General features: G+C 64.9%; 29 protein-coding genes, 1 tRNA gene and 1 pseudogene. 3 read left to right on the forward strand and 28 right to left on the reverse strand.

The genetic code is table 11. The annotated features are described in order from the left end of the window. Positions 1 to 137: 137 nt before the first annotated feature. A complete protein-coding gene (locus ACZ6TD_RS20055; RefSeq protein ID WP_471357908.1) occupies positions 138 to 539 on the forward strand; it encodes a winged helix-turn-helix transcriptional regulator in 402 nt (133 codons plus the stop codon). A gap of 118 nt (positions 540 to 657) precedes the next feature. On the opposite strand, the pseudogene ACZ6TD_RS20060 reads toward ACZ6TD_RS20055, so the two are convergent. The 22 genes and pseudogenes from ACZ6TD_RS20060 to ACZ6TD_RS20165 all read right to left on the reverse strand — a co-directional run. Then, positions 658 to 798, reverse strand: a pseudogene (locus ACZ6TD_RS20060) (dihydroxyacetone kinase subunit DhaK); the annotation flags it as partial. Positions 799 to 907: 109 nt separating this feature from the next. Further along, positions 908 to 981, reverse strand: a tRNA-Ile gene (locus ACZ6TD_RS20065). 212 nt (positions 982 to 1,193) lie between these two features. Continuing rightward, complete coding sequence (locus ACZ6TD_RS20070; protein ID WP_137981798.1) at positions 1,194 to 1,409, reverse strand: hypothetical protein; 216 nt, start codon at positions 1,407 to 1,409, stop codon at positions 1,194 to 1,196. Between the two features lie 118 nt (positions 1,410 to 1,527). Next, a complete protein-coding gene (locus ACZ6TD_RS20075) occupies positions 1,528 to 2,535 on the reverse strand; it encodes a DUF4007 family protein (RefSeq protein WP_471355882.1) in 1,008 nt (335 codons plus the stop codon). A 512-nt stretch (positions 2,536 to 3,047) separates the two neighbouring features. Beyond that, positions 3,048 to 3,551, reverse strand: coding sequence for a hypothetical protein (locus tag ACZ6TD_RS20080; RefSeq protein WP_471355885.1), 504 nt, complete (start codon positions 3,549 to 3,551; stop codon positions 3,048 to 3,050). Beyond that, positions 3,548 to 3,790 carry a hypothetical protein gene (locus ACZ6TD_RS20085; protein ID WP_137981795.1) on the reverse strand — a complete coding sequence of 81 codons (243 nt, stop codon included), beginning with the start codon at positions 3,788 to 3,790 and terminating at the stop codon, positions 3,548 to 3,550. Before ACZ6TD_RS20085 ends, ACZ6TD_RS20080 begins: the two co-directional genes overlap by 4 nt. Positions 3,791 to 4,203: 413 nt before the next feature. Then, positions 4,204 to 4,827, reverse strand: a complete 624-nt coding sequence (locus ACZ6TD_RS20090) for a hypothetical protein (protein WP_174890306.1) — start codon at positions 4,825 to 4,827, stop codon at positions 4,204 to 4,206. A gap of 172 nt (positions 4,828 to 4,999) precedes the next feature. Continuing rightward, positions 5,000 to 6,028, reverse strand: a complete 1,029-nt coding sequence (locus tag ACZ6TD_RS20095; protein WP_471355888.1) for a DUF932 domain-containing protein — start codon at positions 6,026 to 6,028, stop codon at positions 5,000 to 5,002. 158 nt (positions 6,029 to 6,186) lie between these two features. After that, the gene (locus ACZ6TD_RS20100; RefSeq protein WP_471355891.1) at positions 6,187 to 6,384 is read right to left on the reverse strand and encodes a hypothetical protein; all 198 of its coding nucleotides are present in this window, start codon (positions 6,382 to 6,384) and stop codon (positions 6,187 to 6,189) included. A 513-nt stretch (positions 6,385 to 6,897) separates the two neighbouring features. After that, positions 6,898 to 7,488 (reverse strand): DUF7178 family protein, encoded by a 591-nt coding sequence (locus tag ACZ6TD_RS20105; RefSeq protein WP_471355893.1) that lies wholly within the window; start codon positions 7,486 to 7,488, stop codon positions 6,898 to 6,900. Positions 7,489 to 7,521: 33 nt separating this feature from the next. Further along, complete coding sequence (locus ACZ6TD_RS20110) at positions 7,522 to 7,881, reverse strand: hypothetical protein (protein WP_471355896.1); 360 nt, start codon at positions 7,879 to 7,881, stop codon at positions 7,522 to 7,524. A 186-nt stretch (positions 7,882 to 8,067) separates the two neighbouring features. Next, a complete protein-coding gene (locus tag ACZ6TD_RS20115; RefSeq protein ID WP_471355898.1) occupies positions 8,068 to 8,379 on the reverse strand; it encodes a hypothetical protein in 312 nt (103 codons plus the stop codon). Between the two features lie 88 nt (positions 8,380 to 8,467). After that, positions 8,468 to 8,764, reverse strand: coding sequence for a hypothetical protein (locus ACZ6TD_RS20120; protein ID WP_471355900.1), 297 nt, complete (start codon positions 8,762 to 8,764; stop codon positions 8,468 to 8,470). Positions 8,765 to 8,817: 53 nt separating this feature from the next. Continuing rightward, the gene (locus ACZ6TD_RS20125; protein WP_471355902.1) at positions 8,818 to 9,342 is read right to left on the reverse strand and encodes a hypothetical protein; all 525 of its coding nucleotides are present in this window, start codon (positions 9,340 to 9,342) and stop codon (positions 8,818 to 8,820) included. A 106-nt stretch (positions 9,343 to 9,448) separates the two neighbouring features. Next, positions 9,449 to 9,673 carry a hypothetical protein gene (locus tag ACZ6TD_RS20130; protein WP_471355904.1) on the reverse strand — a complete coding sequence of 75 codons (225 nt, stop codon included), beginning with the start codon at positions 9,671 to 9,673 and terminating at the stop codon, positions 9,449 to 9,451. A gap of 85 nt (positions 9,674 to 9,758) precedes the next feature. Further along, positions 9,759 to 9,989: a hypothetical protein gene (locus ACZ6TD_RS20135; protein WP_137981787.1), complete on the reverse strand. Its 231-nt coding sequence runs from the start codon at positions 9,987 to 9,989 to the stop codon at positions 9,759 to 9,761. Positions 9,990 to 10,192: 203 nt separating this feature from the next. Then, on the reverse strand, positions 10,193 to 10,789 hold the full coding sequence (locus ACZ6TD_RS20140; RefSeq protein WP_137981786.1) for a hypothetical protein: 597 nt from the start codon (positions 10,787 to 10,789) through the stop codon (positions 10,193 to 10,195). Positions 10,790 to 11,391: 602 nt separating this feature from the next. Continuing rightward, entirely contained in the window at positions 11,392 to 12,210 is an 819-nt protein-coding gene (locus tag ACZ6TD_RS20145) for a hypothetical protein (RefSeq protein ID WP_137981785.1), read from the reverse strand. Between the two features lie 617 nt (positions 12,211 to 12,827). After that, entirely contained in the window at positions 12,828 to 14,219 is a 1,392-nt protein-coding gene (locus ACZ6TD_RS20150; RefSeq protein WP_137981784.1) for an FAD-dependent monooxygenase, read from the reverse strand. A 34-nt stretch (positions 14,220 to 14,253) separates the two neighbouring features. Next, complete coding sequence (locus ACZ6TD_RS20155) at positions 14,254 to 15,480, reverse strand: MAB_1171c family putative transporter (protein WP_471355907.1); 1,227 nt, start codon at positions 15,478 to 15,480, stop codon at positions 14,254 to 14,256. Then, the gene (locus ACZ6TD_RS20160; RefSeq protein ID WP_471355910.1) at positions 15,477 to 16,082 is read right to left on the reverse strand and encodes a hypothetical protein; all 606 of its coding nucleotides are present in this window, start codon (positions 16,080 to 16,082) and stop codon (positions 15,477 to 15,479) included. Before ACZ6TD_RS20160 ends, ACZ6TD_RS20155 begins: the two co-directional genes overlap by 4 nt. 32 nt (positions 16,083 to 16,114) lie before the next feature. Then, entirely contained in the window at positions 16,115 to 16,561 is a 447-nt protein-coding gene (locus tag ACZ6TD_RS20165; RefSeq protein WP_137981780.1) for a helix-turn-helix domain-containing protein, read from the reverse strand. A 487-nt stretch (positions 16,562 to 17,048) separates the two neighbouring features. Between ACZ6TD_RS20165 and ACZ6TD_RS20170 the strand changes: the two genes are divergently transcribed. Both ACZ6TD_RS20170 and ACZ6TD_RS20175 read left to right on the forward strand, forming a co-directional pair. After that, complete coding sequence (locus ACZ6TD_RS20170) at positions 17,049 to 17,774, forward strand: GGDEF domain-containing protein (RefSeq protein WP_471355911.1); 726 nt, start codon at positions 17,049 to 17,051, stop codon at positions 17,772 to 17,774. 566 nt (positions 17,775 to 18,340) lie between these two features. Then, complete coding sequence (locus tag ACZ6TD_RS20175) at positions 18,341 to 18,688, forward strand: winged helix-turn-helix transcriptional regulator (protein ID WP_471355914.1); 348 nt, start codon at positions 18,341 to 18,343, stop codon at positions 18,686 to 18,688. Positions 18,689 to 19,740: 1,052 nt separating this feature from the next. On the opposite strand, the gene ACZ6TD_RS20180 is transcribed toward ACZ6TD_RS20175, so the two are convergent. Genes ACZ6TD_RS20180 through ACZ6TD_RS20205 form a run of 6 tightly spaced genes read right to left on the reverse strand, consistent with a single transcriptional unit; the run spans position 19,741 to position 25,043 of the window. After that, a complete protein-coding gene (locus ACZ6TD_RS20180) occupies positions 19,741 to 22,683 on the reverse strand; it encodes a hypothetical protein (RefSeq protein ID WP_344598029.1) in 2,943 nt (980 codons plus the stop codon). Positions 22,684 to 22,694: 11 nt separating this feature from the next. After that, positions 22,695 to 23,144 carry a TadE/TadG family type IV pilus assembly protein gene (locus tag ACZ6TD_RS20185; RefSeq protein ID WP_471355916.1) on the reverse strand — a complete coding sequence of 150 codons (450 nt, stop codon included), beginning with the start codon at positions 23,142 to 23,144 and terminating at the stop codon, positions 22,695 to 22,697. Continuing rightward, on the reverse strand, positions 23,141 to 23,602 hold the full coding sequence (locus tag ACZ6TD_RS20190) for a TadE/TadG family type IV pilus assembly protein (protein ID WP_471355918.1): 462 nt from the start codon (positions 23,600 to 23,602) through the stop codon (positions 23,141 to 23,143). Before ACZ6TD_RS20190 ends, ACZ6TD_RS20185 begins: the two co-directional genes overlap by 4 nt. Before the next feature lie 47 nt (positions 23,603 to 23,649). Continuing rightward, positions 23,650 to 24,126 (reverse strand): TadE/TadG family type IV pilus assembly protein, encoded by a 477-nt coding sequence (locus ACZ6TD_RS20195; RefSeq protein WP_471355921.1) that lies wholly within the window; start codon positions 24,124 to 24,126, stop codon positions 23,650 to 23,652. A gap of 9 nt (positions 24,127 to 24,135) precedes the next feature. After that, entirely contained in the window at positions 24,136 to 24,330 is a 195-nt protein-coding gene (locus tag ACZ6TD_RS20200; protein ID WP_211834249.1) for a hypothetical protein, read from the reverse strand. A gap of 26 nt (positions 24,331 to 24,356) precedes the next feature. Beyond that, positions 24,357 to 25,043: a type II secretion system F family protein gene (locus ACZ6TD_RS20205; protein ID WP_471355923.1), complete on the reverse strand. Its 687-nt coding sequence runs from the start codon at positions 25,041 to 25,043 to the stop codon at positions 24,357 to 24,359. Between the last annotated feature and the right edge of the window lie 171 nt (positions 25,044 to 25,214).

Raw genomic sequence — 25,214 nt, forward strand, 5'->3', positions numbered from 1 at the left:
TGCGGTTCCCTTCCTCGGCAGCTCCCGCTGGGGACGCTAGTGAGGCGCTGGGTACCTCCAGGTTCCTGGCGGCGGGTTACCGTCGAGGGGTGCATGTGTATTCCGGCAGCGTCTTCCTCGCCGACTGCCCGGCCCGGATGGCGATCGAGATCATCGCCGACAAGTGGGCCGTGATCGTGCTGTTCGCGTTGAGTCGGGAACCGTGCAGGCACGGCGAACTGGTGGATCTGGTCGGCGGGATCTCGCGAAAGGTTCTTACCCAGACGCTGCGGCGGTTGCAGGGGTACGGCCTGGTCGACCGCCACGCCGATGGCAGGAAGGTCGAGTACGTGCTGACCGACCTGGGCCGGACGCTGGTGGAGCCGATCGCCGTGCTGACCGAGTGGGCCCACGATCACGGCGGGGCCGTGGTGGAGTTCCAGGAGTCCCAAGCGAACACCCGATACCCCACCAGGGAACACGATCTCCCTCGCCATACAACCCACGAGAGGCGATCTGGGGTCACGGTTGCAGACTCAGCCGCGCCTCGGTCGACTTGAGCAAGTCGTTCCAGGATGCTTGGAACTTCTCGATGCCCTCGTCCTCCAGGAGCTGCACCCCGCCGTCGTATCCGGGTCGAAGCCGAAGACGCGCTTGGTGGCCGCGACGCGAGGTCGCGGGGCTGCCCAGGGCCCCCTTGCGGTAGGCGGGGGTGTCGGCCGGGGCGCACCGCAGCTGCTCAAGCCTGTCGTCCAGCCAGGTCAGGGTGAGGGAGAGCCCCGCCATGTCGAAGCTGGTGACGAGTTCGCCGATCTCCGGGCCCGCGAGCCGCCGTTCACCGTCCACGATCTGCACCTGCCGGAACAGAGCCTGCGCGCACTGATCGACCGTCGGCTCTGCCTGCCCGAGCTGGAGTACTAGGCAGAAGTGGTTGCGGCGGGATTCGAACCCGCGACCGCATCGGCTTATAAGACCGGCGCTCTACCACTGAGCTACGCAACCGGGAGCTGAGCCGCGGCCGTCGGCCAAGATCGACGCATGACCGTAGAGCGGCGGGGCCCAGGTCTCTTTGCAGCGCCTGCAGCCACAGTCACCGGAGCTGCATCGGGACAAGACACGGACTCAACACATCACGGCACACCCCCTTTCCCGGCGAGCGGAGTTAAGGGGCCGCACGGCGCCTATTGCCCCCCCGTGAGGGGATTCTGTACGCCCTATTTTGCTTGTACGCATTTGAAGACGGTCTCCGTAAGAGAGAACTCGGCGATCTCACCGGAGTATTTACGGATGTGAGCCTTGTCGCTGATGGCGATGAGTTGGCCGCCCCAATCAGGTAGACCGTCGCGCAATGCAATGAGGTGAAGTCCCATAAAGGGAAGCAGTTGCAGCGGGTCAGTCGGACGCTCGATGTATGTGACTTTCAGGGCCACGTCCTCTCCCGAAGTGATGATCCGCAGTCTCCCGTCTGGCGCCTCCTGCAGTTTTCGATCTCATGTCAACCTCCACGCGATGCTCATTGGAGCTGGAAATGGTGCGTTCGTCAGAAGTTCAGGAGTGGGTCTCAGGTCCGCTCGGGCAGTGGTAGTAGGAAGCCAGAAGCCTGTCGGCGATCCTGCGCGGTGAGTCATCAAAGGCCAGGAGGTCTCCTCCGGCGGAGTCCACGAGCGCGATATCCCCGCCTACGGGGTGCTCCGCGGCAGCCTCTAGTGCAGTGCGCAGCGAGTGCTCGTCGACCAGCAGCAGCCGACCCGGCCCCCGAGGGTCGGTATGCAGTCGCGCCAGTGCGACGGCGCCGGGCTGGTCCAGCCCGCTCTGCTGCGCGTATTGCAGGCAGGCGTAGGCCAGGACCGTGCGCGGCGCAATGTTGCCCCGCGTTCGGTGCACCAACAGCTCCCCCCTGTCGCGCCGCACCGCAGCGGGCCACTCGGTGAAGCCACTGTCAGGGACCAGATTCAAGATCCCGAGTTGGCGGAAGGGATTGATCACGTACTCCTCGACCGACCTGGCCGAGTACGTGACCACGCTGGTCGTGCCGTACATCGATGTCAGTGCGGTGATGTCGTGGCTGATGAGGGCGTCACCGGGCCGCGGCCACCCGGTGGCGACAGCGGCGCGCTGCACAGCAGCCCGCAGTTCGCTCCGGGTGAAGCGCGACTTCCACCAGTTGGCGAACAGGTGAAAGAACGTCGGGACATAGCAGGGCTGTCCGCTCAGCAGCCACCAGTGCAGCAGCCAAAGAGTGGCAGGGTCCTCGAGGTAGGGGTCGGCGCCGTCCTCGTCGAGCAGCCAGTGCCCGCGGGCTGTGGGGTATACCGGTCGCGGCCTGAGTCTCTCTCCGTAGCGGATGAGACCAAATGAGTGAGACCAGAAACGCATGGGCTTGACCATCGAGGAGCCAACGCCGAGCATCGTGGCGGCGTCGGGCCGGGAGAGAGCCTGAGGGCTTTCCCGTAGCGCGGCGTGGACCTTGGCGGGCCATCCGACCCGTGGGGGAAACGCGTTGTGCCGGGCGAAAGCCGGTACGCAGCTGACCAGCGGCGCGGGGGCACGCGGCATGACAAGTGATCCTTTCGTTCAGGTAGCGATGCGTGGTTGCCGGGCGACCCCGCACGCAGGCACAGCGGATGAAACGACGCGCTCGTGCCTGGTAAATCTGTTGACTCACCGGCGCTGTGCCACGGCAGCGCTGTTCTGCGACGTGGTGAGGGAGATGTGCAGCCGGCTCGGCACGGGATGGAGTGGATATCGGTTCCGGGGTCCGGGCAGCGTCGAAGTCGACGTTCACGGGAACGGCGGCACCTCGCTGCGGGGACTGCTGTCGAGCAGGCCGCGGCCTACCGTCCGGGCTGATGGGCTCAGGATCCAGTGCGGGTCCGTCGGAATGGCGTCCGGGGGGAACCCAGGTCGCATATCGCCGGCCTTCAGCAGAAGCACTGGCGGCCGGACATACGGCAAGCAACTCGTACGGACGGGAGCCGTCCGAGCTGGCTGTCAGCAGGGGCCGGGTGTTCCAGGCGCCTGACCCCGGAGCGGTACACCGAGTGGCCGGAGATGCCGCTGCGCTGGAATCAGCCGAGGGACGTCTCTGGGCCGTCGTCGTGCATCAGGCGGGTGAGCAGCGTGAAGCCGGGCATCTCGGGCCGTGGCCGGATGGGGTCAGTGAATAGCTTCGGCTCGTCGAAAACCGGCGCGCCGTTGGGGCGGCGGGTGTAGGGAACGAAGCCGTAGTCCACTCCGTCCTCGACGTCGAAGGTCATGAGGGTGATGACTTCTTGCTCACCCTCGCGCAGAGGGTGGTTGGAGACGGCACGGGCGGCCACCGTACCGCCGGTGACCAGCCACACTTGCGGAACGACCATCACCCAGCGCGTCGTGTTGATTTGCCGCGCAGTCTTGGCGACGCGGTTCTCGAAGGCCACGGCGGCGGCCTCGTCTCGCAGGTAGTCGTAGTCGGACAGGAACAAGGTGCGCTGACCGTGGAGGGCAACCATCGCGGGACAGTCCCGGGCCTGGATGGCCTTCTGGAGGCGGCTGGCCACATCACGCAACAAGGCTTCGGTCAGGTCGTTCACTCCTTGTCACTCTCCTCCACTGGGTCATCCCGACGCTTGAAATCGTGGTAGGTATCCATGATTTCCACGGACGCGCGGTTCCCCAGGTGGGACAGGCGGAGCAACGTACGGTTCAGCTTGGTGTGCTGGCGTTTGGCGGCACGGGTCGGCGCCTCGTCGACCTCAGTGCCGTCCAGCTTTTTCAACTCCGCCAGCAGTTCTTCAGCGGTCCCGATCGCCTTGCTCAAGTCGATGTTCACAGCGCTCCACCTCCGACAGGTGCGGATAGTCTCCCGCATGTGCGGAGGTAGTCCCTAACAGGTGTTGGTGATCACCTTCCTTCGTCTGGAGTAGCGCTTGTGATCACGGTGTGCCAGCTGGTGGGCCGAGCAGGCGTTGTCCGGCGGTGGCAGATGATCGCAAACTGCCATCTCGGCCTCCGGCTCGGCAGCGTCAGCGTCGCCCAGGAGCCACTTGGGCCAGGAGGACGAACTCATCCTCAGCTTCTAAAGCACCATGGGGCGAGTCCATACCGATCGACGAGCCTCCGGCGGCGGCGCGGCATCATCGAGAGCTCACGCAGCTCTCGCCGATGACCAGATCACTCGGCCATACATGATCGGCCATCGCGAGAGCCGCGGTTGGCGGGTCCAATGTGGCGCGCACCTGTGGGTCAGAACCGGGGCGTAATGGAGCCGAATGCCAGGAGCATCAGCGCGATCCAGTGCGCGGCCTGGGCCGCATCGCTCTGCGGCCAACGGCCCTGCAATACAAGCTCCCCGCTGTGGTCTTCAATGCTCCAGAAGTATCCCTCGTCCGAGCCAGCTGGCTGTGATGAACGCAGGAAGTACCCGCCCTCCAGCTCGATCTCGGCAACCATGTATTCACCGCCCGAGTGCTGGCGAACGGCCTCGATGCCGTACTCCTCCAACTCCTCGATGAGCGCGCGAACGTCGTCGCCCTCCTCGGCCGCGTCCACCCCATCAGAGGTCGAATGGCCGGCCCTCCTCCACTGAAGCTGCCATTCCACCTGCTGGTGCCGACGCTCGCGCCGATCTGGCGCGCTCTCTACGTACAGCGGGTAGGTTTCGAACAGCTTGGTCACCTCGACCTTCACCGGAGGGGCGAACCCACCGGATCCACCTGACTTCCAGTCCTCTGCCATACGCGTCGAAAGATGCGTACGCATGCCTTCGATTACCGCATCTTGGACAGCCCCATCCGGAAGGTGCAGCGGCTCGGCTTCGATCCTGATGATGCCGATGAAGGGAATGTCAACCAACTCTGTCTTTGCCATTTCTCCTCTCCTGTCCGACTCAACGCTGTCGTGTGGCGCTAAGGCTTCCGAGGACTTGGCGGGTTGCCGGACAAGGGAGGTGCATAGAGCAGACGCTCCCCGAGCGGAGGCTTGGATGTGACGTTCCTCCTGCGCCGCCGTGCCTGTACCGGCGCCCCGCAAGCAAGCGGTACTACGCCGTCGCCATGAGGCCCGTGTCGTCGAGCACGGTGGCCAGCGTGGCCAGAGTGGCGTGGTCCACCTTGTGGATGTCCCCCGTGATAGCCCTGAGCATGTTGCGCTCGGCGCGCTGGGTGTTACGTACGGTCTGCTCATGGTGGGTGTAGGTATTGACCGCCTGTACAACTCCATAAGCGGTTCCGTGCCAGGGTGCGACGCGGGCGTCGTGATTCCACAGTCTGGCCAGTGTGTCGCGCTTCTTCTCCGCCAGGGTGCGTGACTGTCCCTTGTCTTCCGGCATGGGCGTGTGGGCGTCCAGGAAAGCGTCCCATTGCCGGTCCGTGACCGTGGTCTCGCACAGGTGCTTGACCTCTGCGGAGAATTCGTCTGCGGTTTGGTAGATGAGGTTGAGCGCTTCGCGGGCCTCGGCAAGCCTCAGCTTCGAGTTCCGTGAGTGCTTGATCTTGATCTCTTGTCCGGACTCAGCCAGGCCCGCGCCCATGGTGTTGTCGCAGACGATGTTGGTCACGGCTCGCTTGAAGGTGGTAGTGAGAGACCCGTCGAACGAGGTGGCGCCGAAGAGGTTGGGGCGGAACTCAACCCCCTCCGGAGTAGTGATGGTCTCGGGGACCTCAACCGATACCCACGCGACCGCACCTTCGCGCAGCAGTCCCGCCGAGCCGATCGACACCTCAGCGTCCAGCAGGCTGGCGATCTTGTCGATCAGCCACTCGTCGTATGGGTGAGGTTCGTAGCCCTCGCCGAAGTACCCCAGGATGTAGCCGTTGTCGCTGCGCAGGTACGCCCGCCTATCGGGGGCCCGTTCCAGGCCTCCGGTGAGCGGGCTCTCCACGTACACCGGGCTGGAGACAGCCTCCCAGCCGAAAAGACGTCGCTTGACATCCTCGACCGGAATCGCCCCGGAGTAGTGGTTGGGTTCAGTGCCTTGCAAACTTCGCCGGTAATGCCAGGCCGTCCCGCGTTTCTCGGTAAAGCCGATCAGCGTGTTCTTGTTCAGCCACTCCAGTGTTTCCCTGGACATACCATCACGCTCCTTTCCGAGGACAAGGATGAACCTGTCTTGGTGCTCCCTGATGAATGGGAGGAGAAGGGAGGAGTAGCCGGACCCGCCGACTTACCTACTTCTGAGTGCGGCCGGACCCAGCGTGTGCAGGACGCCGTCGGCGAGGCAATGTCGCCTCACTGCCGGCGCCTGGAGGCAGAGTCGACGGTGAGCGCCTGGACGAATCGCTCCAGGTCCGCCAACGTGTTGGTGGCCTCGAACAGTTCGTCAGCGGCGTGACTGTCGATCCCGAGAGCGCGGCGAGCAAACTCAGAGATGTTGATGTAGTCGCGCTCGGTGAAGCCCAGCTTGCGAGCTGCCTCGTTGAAGACCAAGCGGTCATCGTGATTAGGCCAATAGGCGCGGCAATCTGCCTGCGAGACACTTGGTTCTGGGCTGGCCAGCTCCGCTCCAGCCAGCAGAGCTGCGTGATAAGCGAAACAACCTGCCGGGCCACGGCGATAGTCCAACTGACACCATGTGTCTGGCTGGTTCCGGATATGCTGCACAGTCTCATGCAGTAGGTCGGCGTTTACCATCAGGACGCGCACTCTCCCTTCTTTCTCAGGGTCGGGAATTAATTGACACAGTGCCACAGACCCGCACGCCCAACCCGCAGGGCGAGGGAGGGACAGGGAAAGGCGTGCGGGCGTGAAGCACTGCGTACAAGGGCCCATTTCCCTCTCGTGTCGCGTAGACCATAAGAGGGAAATGGGCATGCCGCCCCATTGGGTCGGGGGCGACCCGGCAGCGTGGAATGCAGACGAAAGACGCTGCCGGAGCTGTGATTGGTCTGAGCCAGGCCTCGTGGGCCACGCGCACGATTCTGATGACCCCAGACTCCGTCATCAAACGGTGTCGGCTACGTGCTCGGTGTGGGCGACCCATGTGACAGCCTGAACGGTGCTGGGCAGCTCGCCCAGTTGCAGCGCGGCTTCACGGTAGCAGTCGGCGATCAGTTCATAGCGACTGGCACAGGACAGCCCGCGGTCGCGATTGCCGTATCTCTCACCCACGGCGATGTCATGCGCGTGACGATCGATGACTACCGCCTCGGGATCGTCCGGGTCAGCGATGCACTGGAAGAAGTGGCCAGTTTTGCGGTCCATGGGAAGTACGTCAGCCGGATCCGCTCCGGCCATGATCGCAGCAGCCTTGGCCAGTGCGTCCGAAAAGTGGCCGGAGAGCACACCGCTACCACACACCTGGCGCGCTAATCGCAGATTCTGATGCCAGGACTTGTTGGCAGACAGCGCTGCGATCACACCAGCCCCGCGTCTCGCGTCGCCTCCGCTGATCTGCGCGGCCAAATCGTGCGCGGTGCGATACCAAGTACGTCCACGCTCCTGCTGCTCCGCATTGGCGGACCACCATGTCGCCATGATGTTCTGCATGTACCGGTCGCGCATTTCCTCGGACGGATGAACAGGAATCACCATCCCTCCTTTCAAGGCATGGCCATGACAATTCGATCACCAGCAGCCATCGAGAAGGGCCACGCCGTCCTCGGTTTCGACCCAGTCCGTCATCGCGCCGTGCCGCAGGACCTCCCGTGTCTCCGCCAATGCCACCTCGCCGGCATCGGCAGGCAGATCAAACCCAAGTCGTCCAGCAGCCGCAGCGTCACGCAGCGCTTCCTGCCACGTGCGTCCGACACCCATGACACGGTGCTCCAAGTAGGAGGAGAACGCGGAGAGCAAGTCGTCGTACCGCCACTTCCGCTCTTCCTCCGAGAGCTGGCTCGGCGGCCCGTACTCATGTGCGATGTCATCGCGTGCAAGTTGGCCGCAGATAAGGAACCTGAGCAGTTCTTGTGAATCGACCATCAGCATGATCCTTGTCCAGGGAGCGCGAGGCATCGTGCACGAGAACCGATGAAAGCCGCGGCGGAGCGTGTGCTGAGAGGCGATGGTCCAGGCGAATGAAGCACCTCGACGTGGTGCGGCGCCTACTCCAAGACGGAGTGAACATCTCTACTGGAAGCCTGCACTGACTGGACCCTGCACTATGCAGCAGCGCTAGCGAGGGTGGCGGCGTTCGGCAGCCAGATCTTCTGCGTACCGCGTGAGCGCGGCCACGTAGTCCTCGTACCGCTGGATTTGTCGAGCGTCGCGCAACTCATCAACTGTGCGCCAGCATCCGTCACGCCCCTTGTAGATGGCGTTCTTGGGAGCATCGTCGTTTTCTGCCTCGGCGCAACTCATCTCGATGTAATAGGCGTACGATCCTAGGTCTACTCCCCAGGCCACCACATAGTGGTAACCGCGGTTCCTCTTCGGGTCAGCCACATGCTGGATTGCTCCGCCGAAGGGCAGTTCGAACCGTGCCATAGGGAACACCTACTTTGAGTCGTGGGCGGGACATCCGCCCCCTCGCTCTCTCGAATCCGACGCGCACTAGAAGAAGGAGCAAACGAGCTCATTCGCCGTCATCGGATAGGTCCGGATCGAAGGCGACCAAGTAACCCGCCTCCGTCAGTGCCGCGAGCGCGCGACCGGAGCGAGCGTTCTCCTCTCTCCGACCCAGATTCGGCGGCAGTTGAAACCAGCTGTAGAGCGGCGGCACTGTCTCCTCAACGAATCCGCTTGCCTTCAGGATTCCTTGCACGCCTTCAGGCAAAGGCTCCTGATCGTCGCCACCATCGGCAATGACCTCGGATTGCCCGCGCCGGAAGATCTCCACATGGCAGGGTTCACCGTCACGGCTCATATGCATGGGATGCTCCTTTCTCCGGGCATCACTCGTTCCGCTCGGTTCAGTCTGTTCTTTTACTCTCCCGCCTCGACGATGGCCGCATCGTCCAACGGGCAATCGGGGTGGTTGATCATGAAGTCTTGCGTGACACGCCGATCACCTTCGACGACATCGATGCTGTAGCCGTAAGTGGACAGCACGCCGCACGCCGCGTTCTGCGTGCCATAACGGTCAATGTCAGCCTGGACAGCCTTGCGCAGCGCGTCAGCAGCCTCTTCGTACGTGCCAGGAGAGGCGATCAGGTCGCCGTTCTCACGCCATACGCGGAACTCACATTCCTCGTTGTCCTGGGATGCGCTGTTCCCGCTAAACGCGACCTGCCAACGCAGTTGCGTCAGCCTCTCCTCCAGTACCTCGAAGCCCTGCGGGCACATGGCTCCGGGGTCGGGGAGCGGGTCGTTGCTGTACCCGTAGGCATAGTCGGTCTCCGTGCCGATCAGCGCGCCGTCGTCATCCTTGATGTCACGGCCGAAGGTGATCTCGCCATACCAGAGCGCTGTCTGGGGAGCAGCGCCCCAAATATTGCTTTCCGCGCTCATGTCCGCATCCCCCTTCCCAAAGTCACCGGACATGGGCGTGGGCCCGAGACGGATCTCGGGCCCACGCGGTGGAGCTCTCGTCCATAAGACCCGTTCAGGACTCAGCTCAGCCTTGGGCGGCCGAGCGAACGGGGATCATCCTGTGTGCCGGCTCTCCGCACATCCGGATGGAGATGCCACGCGCCGCGTAGAACTGCTCGACGTCGCGGTCGGTGGCTTCGGCCGTGAGCGGTATGGGAAGCCACTCGTCCAGCGCCGCACTCCATGCGTGCCATTGCCCCTGAATTCGAGCAACGGTCAGCACGTCAGTCGCGTCATTGTGATCCGTCAAGATCAGTCACTCTCCGCTCTGATCGATTCAGTCCCGCAGCCCGAACCGGTCCCCGGCACAGCCGGGGACCGGTCGGGACACGCTGTCACTCGGCGAACGGGTCGCCCCTGCTCAGCACCATGGCACCGACCGCCAGCTGGAGCTGCATGCTGGGGATCTGCTCCTGAGTCAGGGTCAGGGTGATGGTGCCGTCGTCGTTCTCGGTGACCGGGATGCCGACAATCTGCGGCGACGCAGTGGGCCCCGCCTCCGGCGGTTGCATGGGCGCGGCCGACCCCCCACTACGGCCGTCCAGGATCTCGCACAGCTCGCACATCGCGCATTCCTCCCTCATGGTTGGCCGAACTGACTGTTCAGGCTGAACAGCCGTGGGTACGCCCGGCGCGGGGCAGGCGCACGGCAGGGCAGTTCAGTGGTCACGGCATGGATGCGACCGGTTCGGCGTACGCACCTTGTCCGGGAGAGGAGGCAGGGTCCTGGCCTTACGGTCAGAACCCTGCGCAGCCTCCGCAGGACCGTTCAGCGTCCGCTGTAGGCCAGATCTGGCACACCGGCCAGGGACTCAGGCCCTTCGAACACCAACGGTTCAGGGGCGTATCGATCCGCACGCCGCAGCTCTCGTTCGATGCGTGCCAGGATGCTGTCGTCGTCCGTGACTGGCACGGCCTCTTCAACGGCGGCCAGGTCACCAACCGTCGGTGTGAACAGCGGCTCCGCGTCACCGCAGCCATCCATAACGCACAGATCAGCTATGCACGCGGGATGCATAGCTGAACCAGCGTTGTGATCAGCGGTGGCCGGATAGTCGCGTTCGAACCCTGAGATGCCCCGGTAGGTCTCCAGTGCCGTCCGGGCCCGAGCGTTGGGATATACCTCGAACATGCTCCACAGCACATCGCGATAGGCGTGCCAGCAGGCATACGGTCCGTGGCGCCCGGTTGCGGCCGTGCGCGCCCCCGCACCACGACTGTCCATCACCCGTAAGCGTGCGGTGATGGTGTTGCCATACCCGGAGTGCGCATCCGAGGCCACAACGACGTTTCCGCCGTACCTACGGCATGACACATCGTCTGTGATCGCGCAGAAGTCCCCAAGGGGAACTCCTGTGATGTTCATGATCTCCTCCCTCCAGGGGAGCACGGAACTCCTCGCACGCGGCGTGATTTCAACAGCCCTGGCGGGCATGCCATCACATGCGGCGAACCGCTGAATCCTCATGAGCGAGGCAACACGCGCCGCGCCGAATTGGCGTCCATGCGCTCTCACTTCAATACGGCAGCGCGAAACCCTCGATTACCGATCACGGAAGAATCTCTTCATGTTTCTTTCCGCGATCGAATCGCCAGGGACATCGCGACCGATGAAGCGTCATTTCGCGCTCTCACTTGAATACGTAACCCGGAATCTCTCAATTACCGATCTTGAGTGAATCCCTTTCAAGATCTTTTCGGGATGTGCTCAGCCGCATCCAAGTGCACGCGTAGGATGATTTACTCGACCGGTATGCCACACCTGCAATCCGCATGGCACAGCGGTCGGCCCGGAGCTCAACATGCGAGCAACGAGTGGGCGGTCAACTTTGCACCCTCACACCAATACGGCGCCCTCACACGCCCAAATACCGATCACGAGAAGCCTGTTTCAAGAACTGGCCCACTTGAACATGAGTCAGGGCCCCGGGTCTACCGACCCGGGACCCCTGCTGGATTTCCTCCGCGCTAGACGGAATGAGACGGGCGCGCGGACTGGTACACGAGTTCATCGCGCACGGCGTCAAGTTCCGCAGTCAGCTTGCGCCACTCCTCACGCGCAGCATCCCGGGTGCGCTGTACCTTCGAGGAGGAGTTACGGGGCCCGCCGTGGATGGACTGCGCCGCTTTCCCGATCACTCCGCCACGCCCGAGATCATCGACAGAATTTGCGTTGTCCATGATCACTTTGAGAGTCGGGTAGCCGCGCCCGTCGCCCCATGCGGACCGGAAGATCTCCCCGCTGTAACCGGCCAGATAGGGGGTCACCGCGAGTGCAGGGAGCGTCTCCGCGTGCGGCATGCCGCGCATGGCCTGAGCCCCCGGAATGGTGTCGACTTCTTCAGGCTTGACGTCCAGCCGGTACCCGTTGCGAGCAGCAGCATCACGAACTGCCCACCGGTGCAGCGTCGTACGGGTGACAATGATCGTCTCCCCGTCCCTACGGATGTACTGCCACGCGCACGGCTCGCGCGTTTCCACCCACACAGCAGAAACGGCGCAGGACGTAATGATCTTCCGCAGCCGCTTCGCGAAGATCAGAACGGCGTCCTGCGCGACATCGTCGCTCACATCATCCGTGCCGTAGGGGGCATACCCGTTTTTGATGACGGTTGCGCTGCCGTTCGCGCGCTTGCGGGAACGGGTAGAGTCCACCACTCGGCAGTAACGCCGCGCCAAGTCGTTCAAGTCCGTGAAGTCTCCCGCTGTCACGCGCGCCATGTCCTCCCGGGTCACATCCCCGCGCGGTGCGCTCGCCTTCTCGTTCTCGGAATTCCGGTTTGCCACGATCGTTCTCCGATCGCCTGCGACGCGCGCCCTGATGCGCTACGTCCTCACCTTTCCATTCTCCCAGATACCGGCGGAAATACAACAGTTCGGCGGCGAGGTTTCTCCACGATCCACCCGGGCATTCCCTTTTTCCGCGTTCATCAGCAATCACGCGACCCGCAGCTGATCAGGATTTCGTGGGCCGCAGCGGGAAGGCGATGCACCAAAAGGGGATTCAATCCGCACCGTCAAAATCAGGCCAGCGCTGCGCAATTGACCAATCTCTAGCAACAAGAATCGAATTACCGAACTCCTCCCACAGCCCATCTCCTCCCCACATGATTGTTCGAGGGCCTAGGCACTATAAAAGTCGCGGACGGCCCAGGTAGGGGTGCTAAAGCTCAGACCTGCGACAAGGCGGGAGCCGGGGCTGCCGCCCTAGCAGGCCCCCCGTTTGGAAAGCCGTTCGGTAAGCCGGTTGGCGGAGCCACAGGCTCGGCGTTCATCTTCTGACCGCGCACTCGGATGGGTGACTCATCCCCGGCCAAGGTGGGCGGGGACTGGCGCCCTACCAGGCCCGCTGACAGCGCAGCCGTTCAACAAGCGAGCCGGCAACTTCCGATTGCGCTATTCACTCAGGGATGAAGGTCGCGCGAAGAGTAATACTCGCCGCTCAAGGGAGGGTTAGAAAGTGTGGGCCGAACGGGGCCGAGGCAAGTGGCGAGGATCGCCTTCGGCGACACTAGATGCGCCATCGGCTTGGAAAGGGTGAAGGCGCTGTAGAGGGCTTCTGCGGCCGCTGGACGGTCGCTCGCAGTCTTGACGAGCCGGTCCACATAGCGCTGTAGCAAGCGCGCCGTCACAGTGGGCTGTGCGCCAACGGCTAGGGGATAGAGCATGTCCTGACTGGTGGCCGTCGTCCATGCGCCTTCGGTGGTGCTGGCGATCGCGCGTTGGATACGGCGGGCAGTTCCGGGGCGCATGGCGTGCCGTGCCAGTCCGCGGTGCAATGCCACGGCGCCGTGGGCGGCGACTGACATGCCATGGCCATAGATCGGGTTGTACGTAGCAACGGCGTCGCCAATAACGATGAACCCGTCCGGCCACTGGTGAAGGCGTTCGAAGTACCACCTGCGATTGGCGGTGCTATGGGAACCATAGACGGGACCGTCAGGGTGGGCACTGGCGATCAGGTCACCGACGATGGGGTGTCGCACGCTGCGCGCGAAGTCGACGAAGCGGGGTGCGTCGGTGGAAGGCTCGCCACCTCGGGTCCCGGAGAGGGTGACTAACCATCGGTGGTTTTCAATGGGGATGAGGGTGGCGGTTTGGCCGGGACGGGCGGCTCGGTGGTCGGCCTGCACATTGATGAGGGGGAAGTCGGTCGGCGTGCCTTTCGGGACGTGGAAGAGTCTGGTCGCGTAGGTGAGGCCGGAGTCGACGGTTTTCTCGGCCGGCGTGGTGAGTCCAAGGCTGACCAGCCACTGGCTGGCCTGTGAGGTGCGGCCGGTGGCGTCAACGACGAAGTCGGCGTGCAGCTGGGTTTCCTGATCGTTCTGTTCGTTGCGCACCCGCACGCCGGTGACACGCGAGGCGCTTCCAAGGAGTGCTACGGCCCGGCCGGGCGGAGCAAGGGTGATCCGGTTATTGGCGAGTACCTGGTCTCGTACGACCCAGTCCAGAAGGTCGCGACTACAGATGATGAGGAATTGCATCTGCGGCCCACGTCGCATCCAGCCCTGTGCGGACAGGGAAACCAGTTCGTTGGGTACTCCGACTTTTCGGGCGCCGGCGGTGATCCAGCGGCGGGTGATGCCGGGCAGGAGCGATTCGATGGCGCGGACACCTCCTGACCACATCAGATGGGCGTGGCGAGCCTGCGGGACTCCTCTGCGGGGGCCTGGGCCCATGGGAAGGTGGTAGCGCTCGACGATTGTTACTTTGTCCACGTGGTCGGCCAGCGCGGCGGCGGCCAGTGTCCCGGCCAATCCTCCGCCGAGGACGACAGCGTGAGTGAGGGGGCGCATGGTGCCGGTATCCCTGTCTTTGGCAGCAGGCTCGTTACCGTTCCTGAGACGAGTCAAGAGCGTCTTCCTCCCTGTCCTTCTGGAGTTGAACGAGTACGTCACTGACGACTGGGGAGTTCACGAAGGCGCGTGACAGCTCCACCAGCCAGGAGAGTTCTCCGATCCCATCGGTCCCGCCTTGCGGGTGGTCGGCTGCTGCGTCCGAGGGAAACTTCATGGCTCGAGCTTTGTCGGCCACGGCGGATTTGAGTCGGGCTGCTTCTACCACTGCGTGGAGCGCGGAGCCCGTGAGGCCGGCCTCTTGGCCGAGGCGCAAGGCAAGGCCCTTGACTCGTGGGTCGATGTAGGAGCGCACGGCGAGGCGGCCATCGTTGATCTCTGCCAGCCGGCGGATCAGGCGCAGTTCGAAATCCCCGCGCGGGATCCGGGCCGCGGGCACGATCGCTGGTGCGGCCTGGCGCAGAGCGTTCCAGAGCGGGTACAGCTCCCGATAGGCGGTGTGCCGGGTGGCTTGGTTACGCATGCGGGTCAGATACGGGCCCCATGATGGCAAGGCGACGCCGATGGCCGTGAATATGGTTGCGGGTGCGGCGAATCGCGGGGCCAGGTCGGAGCTGAGCCCGTCCCAGTCCGTGCCGCACCAGCGGGCAATCACCGCTGTGAGTTTGGCGAGGCTGAAAGCGAGGCCGCCAGCCGCGCCGATCCCGTTCATCCGCAGGCCGCGGCTCAGCCAGGGCCGTCCGGCCAGGGTGGCCCACTTCCAGCAGAGTCCCATCATGGCGGCGGTGGCGGCGGCCAAGGCGACGAGGTAGAGCAGGATGAATTCGCGAAGGTAGGGGGCGCTGGCGTAGTAGGTATCGAAGTCCAGGCGGCGCTCGACCGGAGCGTCACCTGCTGCGAACAGAGCGATCATGACTGTAATCAGGACTGCATACGTCAGCATCCACCGGCGGGCGGCCTGCCGTGCACGGTCCAGGGGGTGCAGCCAGTAGGCGAGCATGACGTGAGCGGAGGCGCTGATCATGACGATGATGATGTACACGAATAGTGCCGCCAGGTTCGGTACGCCAGTGGTCTTGTTGATCACGGCTACGGAGGAAGGGGCGGCGCAGAACATAGAAGTCGATGCAAGGGCAAGTGTGATGCACACGGCCCTCTTCAGCGGGCTGCGAGGGGAGTGGAGGAGGTCACGGAGCTTGAAGCACACTCCAACCCAGCCGGCTAAGGAGCAGGTCCAGTAGACCGTGTTCGGGTTGTTCACAATTCCCCCTGGTCCGGGAATCGTCCCAGGGAAGTCTCAAGCCGACGGACAACCGCCGCCGTTGCGGGAGAATCGGGCACAGTCCAGGTCTCGTTTGGTAACCAGCGGCTTACTTTCGCCATCAGTAATGAGGCGAAGAAGTCTGCTTCTTCCTCTGCCACGTTGCTGCAATGGGTACGAGAGGCGACGATGCGGGCCACGGTGTCAGGGTCCAGGGAAGGAAACACCAGGCGGGTGGAGTCTTCTCCGGAAGCCGGAGTGGCCTCATGGTCTGCCTCAATGTGCCAGAACTCATGGCAGGTGATGAGTAGTTGGTGCCAGGGACTGGTGTTCCGTTCACAAAGGATGTAGTGCGCGCTGTCTGTTGCCACCCATAGGCCGCTGACTGTGTCCGGAGGGAAAGAGACAAGGCGATGATATACGGCTCGGTTGAGCCGTTGCCTCATGCGCCCGCACAAGGCGGCCACCACTTGGTCAGGCTCGGCGGGGACAGGAAGGTCGAGATCCCGGACGAGCGCCTTGCAACTACGGCGCATTGCCTTCAGGTCCATCGGATCACCGTGCCGCTGTTGGTTGGTCGTGTTCCAGACCATGACGAGCATCCACGCCCCCCGGCCTCGCCCGGTTCACCTGCTCAGTCCTTCGTTTCAGGTGGCTTTGGTGGTGTCCTGTCGGTCTCCAGCACGTGCTCGACGATCTTCGTCACCGCCGCAAGGCCCTCGGGGGTCAGTTCCAAGGCCCGAAGGGCGAGTTGCCGGACTCCCAGGTTGTGGGCGACCTTGGCGAGTTCGATCTCGGCGTCGGTCTGGGCAGCAGTGGCTTCCTCGAGCAGGTAGGCCGTCGGGACCCCGAAGAATCGCGCCAGAGCCTTGAGCAGTTCGACGGAAGGCTTCTTCTTCGCTCCGGTCCTCAGCGCCGAGAGGTACGCGCCTCCGACCCGGATGCTGGGGTTCGCCTGCTTGACGGCTTCGGCCACCTCACCATTGGTGTATGCGCGCCCGTTCGGGCCATCCGGACGGATGCTGTCGAACAGGCGGTTCAGTCGTTCGGCCAGAGTCGCACTCGGCTCGGCATCGGACATGGGCCCTCACCTCCACCGCGTTTGGCCCAGGCGCTGTCACGAACTCCCAGTTCTCAACCACTGGTTGACAGCCCTGGCGGATCAGAGTCTAGACTCACGCACCGCCACTCATCAACCACTGGTTGAATGAACCATCCGGCCAGTCAACCTGCAATTGATCTACGTCATGCGCAGGAGCACCGAGGACCCACAGCGGGGCGCTCGGTCACCAGTCGATGACCGAGTCAGCCACTTTTAGGTCGGCTGAGCACGGGGGACCAGCCAGAGCGCAACGCCAGACGGCCGCCCCGACCAGGGGCTGCTGAAATCCAGCGAGAGCCGCCGTCCGTGAGTCCCAGCGCTCCCGCGCAGGGAGAAGCCGATGATTGCCACCCCCCGCGCACTCCCCCAGCCCCCTCCGCCGCCAGACGGCTTACCCAGAGGTGTCATGCAGCAGGAGCAACCTGCGCACAGAAGTGAATCGCGCTGCCCGGCATGCCAGACCCCTTTGACCGACGAGCTCACCGGCGTCCTGGACCGGCGCCGGTGGGACCACGACGCCTCGCAGGCACTGCTCCAAGCACGCCACAAGCCCTGGCCCCTGGCCTTGATCCTGGTCGATCTCGACCGTTTCAAGGACATCAACGACCTGTACGGGCACCCTGCCGGAGACGCCGTACTCCGCGCCGCGGCGACAGCGCTGCGCCACCACAGCGGAGAACGAGGCATCGTCGGCCGCTACGGCGGGCACACCGGCGACGAGTTCCTCATCCTGCTGCCCGACACCAATCTGGAGGCCGCCCTGGCGGTCGCCCGGAGCATCCAAGTCCACATAAGCAGCCTGTCGGTACCTGCCATGACCAGCTGCGAGTCGGCCGTGACCATTACCGGATGGACCGTGTCCATGGGTGTGGCAGCCTGCACCGACCTTATCCCCGGCGACCTGTCCGAGCTGCTGCTGGAGTGCGACGTGGCATTGCGCGATGCCAAGCGCAGCGGAGGCAATCAGATCTGCATTGCCGGCTCGCAAGCCGCGGCGTCCCACCGCGAGCGTAATCCCAGGGTCGAGGAGGTGCACCAACTGGCCGACGGTGAGGTGTGCATTCCGCTCACCCGCTACCTAAAGGCAACCCCCTACGCCCCGCGTTCACTGGTGTTGTCGTCCGAGTCGGCTCACCGGCTTCACGCCGACCTCACCGCCGTACTCGACCAACTCGCCCATACAGAACAATGAACGGCATCCGCCAGTGGCTGCCCACGTGGATTCCGCGGGCAGGAAGACGTGAGGCCATTGCGACAGGCTTGTGGTGGGACGCGATTCGCACGTCGGCCGAAATTGGATACCAGGTACTTGACGTCCTCCGCCACCGGATTCGATGTACACCGGGCCTGGTTATCGCAGACCTGGAAGGCAGAGAACCGCACCTTTACTTCCTCGTCCGGCGTTCCACAGCCGCCCATTGGAGCGCGCCAGGCAGTCGGGCACTCGGCAAGGGCTGGTTCCTCGTCGTGCCCAGCCCTTCCCACACTGCCCCTCCGGGCCCGTACTGGGCTGTCCCACCATGTCCTGATGAACCGTTCCTGACCAGTCCCAGGTTCCTCCGCCTCGCCTTCCACCTGGTGGGCATGGAGAGGCAGTCGCCCAGGACACGCCAACAGCAACCATTAGCGTGGAAGGCACAAATGTCCGGCAGCAAGCATCACAGACTCCCAGCAACGAATAGGGCAGAGGACACCTCAGGCGCCGATGAGGCACCCAGAGACCACGTCTTCACCTTGAACCTGCGTCACGCTCTCCACATGATCAACGGAGAATGGATACCCGACATCCTGGTCGCACTGGCAGAAGGACCCAAACAGTACACCCGATTACTGGACACAATCCGAGAAAAGACTCATGAAGACGGCTGGTCGGAAACTCGACACCTCTACCTTCAAGAAAGTGTATTAAACCGAACCCTAAGGCGCCTGGAGCGAGAGGAACTCATTGAACGCCACCGCGAGCCCACATTTCCCTACCGCGCCCGCTACCAATTGACATCAGCCGCCGACGAGCTGCTGACAGCTCTCACGCCGCTGGCGGAGTGGCCCAAACATCACGCGGACCTTGTGAGTCGTGCCCAGCAAGCGGGGCACAAGGAGCAGTAGTCAAGAACCTGTCGAATCGAATCTCGGACCGTCCGGCTGCACCTGACGACCGACCCGGCGCTGCGTGCGAAGGTGGACAGCAGACTGGAGAACGCGGCCTCATATCATCACGACGTACCAGTGCGAGATCACGACGCTGATCTCGGGCAGGGTGAAGAGCTCGGACTCGGATCAGACCTCGCGGAAGCTAGCGGCGAGCGGCGATACCGACGGGGGTGGTGACGCTCGCCACCATCGCGTCAGCAAGGCGTACGGATGGCGCCACCGATCTGCTGTGAGGTGTAGACCATCCCCGCGCGCGGGGAGCAGTCGGCCGCTTCCTCGATCCATACCAGCATGGCGGGGCCATCCCCGCGGGAGCAGGGGGCCTTTCTCATACCCGTATCCATTTAGTCGGGACCATCCCCGCGGGTGCGGGGAGCAGCCCCAGTTGTTGACACTCTCGGCCACACTGGGGGGGGCCATCCCCGCGGGTGCGGGGAGCAGGCTGCCTGACCTGCATGTCTATCTGCCAGCAGGTAGTGCGCAGAGCACTTTCTCGATTTCCGGCATCCCGAACATAAGCGTCCATCTCTTCTGAGATCCGGACCATGGTTGCGTGGTCGACCCGCCCTTCCCCAAAGCCCACGCCTCGGCCACCTTGGCCACCAACCCCTTCCCGATCAACACAGCCTTCCTACGACCGTTATTGGCAGAGTCCTCAAGAGTCCGCAGCACCCGCCAGGTGCGCGCCCACGTCACACAGAACCCAACCGAACCCTGCCCAACAACTACCTCACGAACCTCAGCCACGACGCCGAGACAAGCACATTCCACACCCCTCGCACTACGACGCTCAGGCGTGTGAACAGAGCTACAGACTCCGGCAACATCAGCCGCACCAAGAGGGCCAAATCCTGGGAGTAGTAAAGGGTTTGAACCGTCCACGAGCACAGCCCCTAGCGACGCTGCTTGTCGACAGCTCCACCCGTGCCAGCAGGACGATCTCCGGTGCTCCCATAGTCAGGACACCGGGCAGAAGCCGCCTGTCACCAGGGTGTACTCGGTGGACCTCAGTTGGCCCTACCGCGGAGATAGTCGGAAGGAGGAGCACACCGGAGGAGCAACTCGCACAGTGCCACTGTTTCTTGACTGGGCCTTTCTCCCAGCTGAGCCAGTGTGCTTGTGAGTAGAGCAAGTGTGCGTGCGACAGCATCACGCTGGCCGAGGTGGGCCTGAAGGCGGGCGATGTCCTGGTACAAGGTCTCGTTGTAGCGGTCGAGTGTGCGGGCATGTTCCAGGAGGATGAGGGCCTGCTCCGGGTCGGTGTCGTCGATAGTGTGAGCCAAGGCGCCGAAGGCGTCGAGTACGTCGCGGCGCAGGGCTTCGCGAGGGGCCTCGGCCCACTCAGCGGTCAGGTCTTCGGCGAGGTCGCCTCGGTAGAGAATGCCGAGGCGTTCCACCGCGGCCAGGCGGTGCTCGTTGGCGTGGCCCGGGCCGGTGGCGTCGAGAACGTCATGCAGCTCCCACAGGTCGACGCTGACTCGGTCACGGTCCAGGGTGTAGGGACCGTCCTGGCGGAGGATCACCTCGGCCAGTGCCTGGTGGGTCGCGGTGCGGAGCGCGCGGCGTAATTGGCTCAGTGTGGCGTGGAGGGCGTTGTAGGGGCGGTCGGCGGGGGCGTTCGGCCACAAGGCCGCAGTGAGTGTCTCGCGGCGTGCTCCGTTGGGGTGCAGGGCGAGGAAGGCCAGGATTTCGCGCTGGCGGGGTGCAAGGGCGCTGGTGATGTCTTGGTGCTCATCGCCGCGGTGGTGGACCACTTGGAGATTGCCGAGGACGTTGATCCTCAGTGCGCTGTCGGCCGGTGTGATGCCAGGGGCAGGCCGAGGGCGGTGTGGTTGCCTCTCAGCAGGGCTTCGCAAGTTCGCCGGTGGCGGTCTGGCACCAGAAGGATCGCTCGTGCCCGCAGCGCTCTCTGGTAGTGCGGGCGTAGCGGCCGGTGGCTGTCGAGTATGTGTGTCGGGTGTCGAGAACGCGTCGCTGGGTGCAAGCACTGACGCTGGCGGTACCGGGGTATCGAAGGGCTCGGCGCTGTCGATGCTCTGAGGATTGCTTTCCGACGATGAAGTACGGCGGTCAGTTGGCTCCGGACTCGACGGGCTGTGCTCCGCCGACGAGGCACTGCTTGTCCCGTCGCGGGAAGAGTGGCGGGTAGGCGGTGCGGCTATGGCAGGGGCTTCGCGGGGTGAAGGGTCGGCTTCGCTGAGCAGGCTCAGGAGGGCTTGGCTGTCGGGAGGTGGGAGGGTGAACAGCCGGGCGTCTGCGAGGAAGTTGGCCAGAGATGCGCTGGTGGCGGCGACTGTGCCGTCCGTCCGTACGTGAGCGGTTGCTCCGGGGCGCCACTGCCCGATGAGCAGGCCAGACAGGCCGAGGCTTGAGCCGTTGTCGAGGATGGCTTGCATTCGTCTCTGGGCATGTGGGGCGGGTGTGGCGACCAGTACGAGTTCCTTCGCGTTCGGAGTGTTCGTCGCTGTGTCGGCGTCTTGGCGGGCGCGGGTGAGAAGTTCGGATTCCAATGTGTCGAGAGCCGCGTCCAGGTTGTCGACGATATGCAGTCGGCTGAGTCGCGGCGGGCTGTTGCCGTGCTCGCCGACCAGGAGGTGGACGTCGTGGAAGGGGATGAGGATGTCCGGGGCCGACTGAGGATCGCCTCCTTCCGCGAGCAGCGTGACAACTAGAGCGCGGAGGGCGTCGAGTGCACCGGGGCCGACCAGGCCGAGGCCTTGAGTACGGGCCAGGTCCAGGCCGAGCGCTCGGCCGTCTTTCACAGCGATGAGCCGTTCTGGCCTCGGCAGCGCCGCCAGGGCAGAACGTCCGAGCAGGGCCGTTCCATGGGTTTGGCCAGCGAGCGCCCCCGCCGTGACGTCGAGGGTGTCGGCATCGGTCCCGGAGGAGAGGTGGGCCTGGTCGTTGGCGAGGCGTAGTGCGCGAACGACGGGTGCGACGGTGAGGTCCTCGCGCTCGCCGCTGCCGGGGCGGTAGCGCATGCGGCGGCGCCACCGCACCGACAACCAGGCGGCGGTGATCAAGGCGGCCAGGCCCAGGCTCACGAACGCCCCCGTGGGCAAGGAGATGCCCGTGCCCGGACCGGTGTGGTGCGCGGGGTCGTCGGGGGCGTGTGAGGAAGTGTGCGGTGTGGACGGAGCGGGCTGGGTGCTCGGGGACTTCGGCGCGGTGGGGTGAGGGGAGGGAGGGGGTTCCGGGCTGCCGGGGGTGGGGTGGTCATCGTGACCGGGGCGAGGGTGCCGGCGTGTGTCGGGGAGATGGAGGATCCAGCCGGGCCGGATGAGACCTGGCGTGGTCAGGGCATGGCCGTCCGGCTGCGGACGGCCCTCGTTGAGGGCATAGATGTTCGGCCACAGGCGCCCATCGCCCAGTTCCCGCTCCGCGATGCGCCACAGGCTGTCGTAGACGCCATCGTGCGGCGGGCGTACTACGACCCTCCCCGGCGCTGCCTGCGACGTCTTCTCTGCCTGACTCGACACCGGTTGTGCGAGGAATGGTGAGCTGGTGGGGGTCGCGGTGCGGTCGACCACGGTGGTGGCCTGGGCGGGAACGCTCTGAGGGGCGGATCGGCTCGTGGCCAGGGCCAGGACGATGGTTCCTACGAGCGCGGTGGCCAGGGCATGCACCAGACCTGCCGGACGGATCTCGGGCCACGCGGTTGTGCGCGCCATGTCGAGGGTGGTGCGGGCGACGTCGAGGACGAAGACCGCCCATGTGGGCCACAGCAGGCAGGCCAGGGTGTTGAGCAGGAAGGAGTTGCTCAACGGGGCGAGTAGGAGATCCTGGATCTCGGTCCAGGTCGTCAGGTGGTCTGGCAGCGGCCAGCCGACGAAGCGCACCAGTCCCCAAGGGATGCCGACCGCCAAAGTCAGGAGAAGGAGGGCGGCCAGCATTGCACGGGCCGCTCGATAGAACTGGCGCAGTTGCCGGTGGTGAACCCGTTGGGCCATATCCGCGTCTCTTACCGTTCGGGTGCGCTGACACCGTGGCGGGGGCGGGCGGTGCCGGACCCGGTCACGGTCAGCGTGTCGAGGCCCGCGGCTTGGAGCAGTTGCGTGGGCTGTTGCACGGTGACGGCGACTGTCACTGTCCGCTCCGTGGCCGTCACTGTGCCCGTGTCGCCGGTGGTGGCGAGGTAGCGGTAGGCCAAAGCACGGGCCTGATCAGGTTGGAGGCGTACCGTGCCGTCAGCCCGGTAGGCATCCAGGTCGATTGCCTGGGCGCCGGCGCGGGCGGCTTCCTGTGCCTCGCCGAGGGCGCGGATCTTCGTGGCGAGGGCCAGGCCGCCGTCGACGGCCAGGCCGGCGAACAGCACGACCAGCGCCGTGATGACGACGACGAACATAGTGATCTGCCCATGGTCATCGGTCAGGCCACGTCCAAGAGAGACGGAACCGTCCTCTTCACTCACGGGCCCTCCTGCGGGGTGTCGATGGAAGTCGCCGTGGCGGCGCCGGGAGCTCTGCCGCGGTAGACATCAACCGGCGCGGCGAAACGGGCTTGGAGCACCGTGGTGCCGGGGAGTTGGAGCAGCGCGAGATCGTACAGGCCGACCGTGCAGGAGACGGTGACGGTCACCGTCGAGCCGGGTTGCAGGCTGCCGCGGGTGTCCACGGTGAGGGACTGGCAGGCGATCCCCGCCTGGCCCAGTGCTGCGGTGGCTGTGGAGCGGGCCTGGCGGGCGGCGGTGGACGGACTGCGCGCTTGGCTTGCGGCGCGGGTGGCTTGGTGCGCGGCGTCCTCAAGGCGCAATCGTGCATCGGGCAGTCGCGAGCAGTAGACGAGGAACCATACCGCCAGGAGCAGGACCGGGGTGAGCAGGACGAGCTCGGCTGTCGCTGATCCCTGGTCACCACGGAGAGTACGCATCAGCCCGCTCCCGTGGTGTGACGAGGAGGCATGTGCAGTGGGGTGGCTCATGGCGCGGCCTGGTCGGCAAGGTGGAACTTCTCCACCGGGCCGGCCGCTTCTGCGTGGACCGGCAGATGCAGGAACGGCACGACGCTGGTGGCGGTTCCCTCCACGCGCACCGAGGCACGCTCCACGTCGCGGGTCACGCTGATGTGCGCGCCGCGTAATGGCCCGTGGCCGAGCTGGTCCAGGACCTGCTGGGCGTCGGATCTGCCGGACTGGGCGGTGCCGTCTTCCACGCGGGTGGCGGATAGGGCGTGTGAGGCGGTGGCCTGCGCCATGTGGGTGGCGTGCGCCCAGACGGTGACCTGCGCGATCACCAGGACCAGGGTGAACAGCAGCGGCAGGACGAGCACGATCTCGGTGGTGACCGCCCCGCGGTCATCCCGAGCCCGCTCCAACAGCCGCCGTCTGCTCGAGAGACGGCGGCTTGGTCCGAGGTCAGCGGAATGGGGCCGGTGGAGGTCCGTGATGACTGCCATGCGGGTGGCTTACTTCCGCCCTATGTGTATGTTGCGGGCCGCGTCGATGATGTCCGGGCCGATCAGCGCGCCGACGGACACGGCGAGCGTGGAGAGGATCGCGATCCAGATCACGGCCTCCGAGGTGTATCCGCGGTCATCGTGGGCCAGCCTGCGTAGCAGGGCGGCGGCGCGTGTCGTGATCGCGTTCGGCAGTGCGGGCACAGCGGGACTCCTTCTCAGCGTGGGGTTTACAGCGAGGTGGTGACGTGGGTGAGTGCGGGGTAGAAGACGAAGACGATGAAGCCGACTGCCATGAGCGCCGCTGGCAGGGTCATCCGTTCGGTTGCCGCGTTTGCCTCGGCCTCGGCCTGGCTGCCTCCTTGGTGGCGTAGCGCGGTGGCCTTGGCGGCGAGGGAGGCGCGGACTTTGGCGCCTTCGGTGCCGGCCAGGGAGAGTGCGGCGGCGAGCTCGGAGAGCTCCTTGATCTCCAGTTCGTCGCCGAGCTGTCCCAGGGGCTTCCAGGGGGAGGTGCGGGTGAGCCGGGCAATGTCCAGTGCACGGCCTAGTTGTTGGAAGGCCCAGCCGTGCCCGACCTTGGCCGCGTCCGCGAGCGCCCCCTCGACTCCGGCGCCTCCGGCGAGCAGGAGGTGGACGAGGTCCAGGAAGGCGCCGAGCGCGTGACGGAAGGCAGCCCTGCGCTTGGCAGCTTCGGAGCGCACCATGGCGTCCGGCAGGTGAAAGCCACCCACCGCCAACGCCAGCGCTCCGGCCATGGGCATGGTCCAGGGGAGGGGACGGCCGCCGAGGGTCAGTAGGAGCTCGACCGCCGCGGGGAGCAGCAGGCCGGTCAGGGCCAGGGCTGCCTTTTCGGCCAGGTGGACCTCGACCGAGCGCTCGGTGATCGCCAGATCTCTGTTGAGCGAGCTATGGGGCAATCCCAGGTGCCGTATAACCCCGACGAAGGGCCGTCCCAGGTGCTGTGCCCACCCTCCGGTACCCGTACGGACGACAATCGGCGGCGGGGCGGGTTCGGCGCGCAGGCGGGTGAGGAGTGCGTCCAGGGGCGGGCGGGGCGGGATGAGCCACATCCAAAGCGCCCATAGCCC

This window comes from Streptomyces yongxingensis (assembly GCF_055597465.1).

Excerpts from the sequence above, each read along its gene's own strand:
- ACZ6TD_RS20055 (WP_471357908.1), top strand. The coding sequence starts at position 138 with ATGGCGATCGAGATCATCGCCGACAAGTGGGCCGTGATCGTGCTGTTC.
- ACZ6TD_RS20075 (WP_471355882.1), bottom strand. The coding sequence starts at position 2,535 with ATGCCGCGTGCCCCCGCGCCGCTGGTCAGCTGCGTACCGGCTTTCGCC.
- ACZ6TD_RS20090 (WP_174890306.1), bottom strand. The coding sequence starts at position 4,827 with ATGGCAAAGACAGAGTTGGTTGACATTCCCTTCATCGGCATCATCAGG.
- ACZ6TD_RS20095 (WP_471355888.1), bottom strand. The coding sequence starts at position 6,028 with ATGTCCAGGGAAACACTGGAGTGGCTGAACAAGAACACGCTGATCGGC.
- ACZ6TD_RS20105 (WP_471355893.1), bottom strand. The coding sequence starts at position 7,488 with ATGGTGATTCCTGTTCATCCGTCCGAGGAAATGCGCGACCGGTACATG.
- ACZ6TD_RS20110 (WP_471355896.1), bottom strand. The coding sequence starts at position 7,881 with ATGCTGATGGTCGATTCACAAGAACTGCTCAGGTTCCTTATCTGCGGC.
- ACZ6TD_RS20115 (WP_471355898.1), bottom strand. The coding sequence starts at position 8,379 with ATGGCACGGTTCGAACTGCCCTTCGGCGGAGCAATCCAGCATGTGGCT.
- ACZ6TD_RS20120 (WP_471355900.1), bottom strand. The coding sequence starts at position 8,764 with ATGCATATGAGCCGTGACGGTGAACCCTGCCATGTGGAGATCTTCCGG.
- ACZ6TD_RS20125 (WP_471355902.1), bottom strand. The coding sequence starts at position 9,342 with ATGAGCGCGGAAAGCAATATTTGGGGCGCTGCTCCCCAGACAGCGCTC.
- ACZ6TD_RS20135 (WP_137981787.1), bottom strand. The coding sequence starts at position 9,989 with ATGTGCGAGCTGTGCGAGATCCTGGACGGCCGTAGTGGGGGGTCGGCC.
- ACZ6TD_RS20140 (WP_137981786.1), bottom strand. The coding sequence starts at position 10,789 with ATGAACATCACAGGAGTTCCCCTTGGGGACTTCTGCGCGATCACAGAC.
- ACZ6TD_RS20150 (WP_137981784.1), bottom strand. The coding sequence starts at position 14,219 with ATGCGCCCCCTCACTCACGCTGTCGTCCTCGGCGGAGGATTGGCCGGG.
- ACZ6TD_RS20160 (WP_471355910.1), bottom strand. The coding sequence starts at position 16,082 with ATGCTCGTCATGGTCTGGAACACGACCAACCAACAGCGGCACGGTGAT.
- ACZ6TD_RS20165 (WP_137981780.1), bottom strand. The coding sequence starts at position 16,561 with ATGTCCGATGCCGAGCCGAGTGCGACTCTGGCCGAACGACTGAACCGC.
- ACZ6TD_RS20175 (WP_471355914.1), top strand. The coding sequence starts at position 18,341 with ATGATCAACGGAGAATGGATACCCGACATCCTGGTCGCACTGGCAGAA.
- ACZ6TD_RS20180 (WP_344598029.1), bottom strand. The coding sequence starts at position 22,683 with ATGGCCCAACGGGTTCACCACCGGCAACTGCGCCAGTTCTATCGAGCG.
- ACZ6TD_RS20190 (WP_471355918.1), bottom strand. The coding sequence starts at position 23,602 with ATGCGTACTCTCCGTGGTGACCAGGGATCAGCGACAGCCGAGCTCGTC.
- ACZ6TD_RS20195 (WP_471355921.1), bottom strand. The coding sequence starts at position 24,126 with ATGGCAGTCATCACGGACCTCCACCGGCCCCATTCCGCTGACCTCGGA.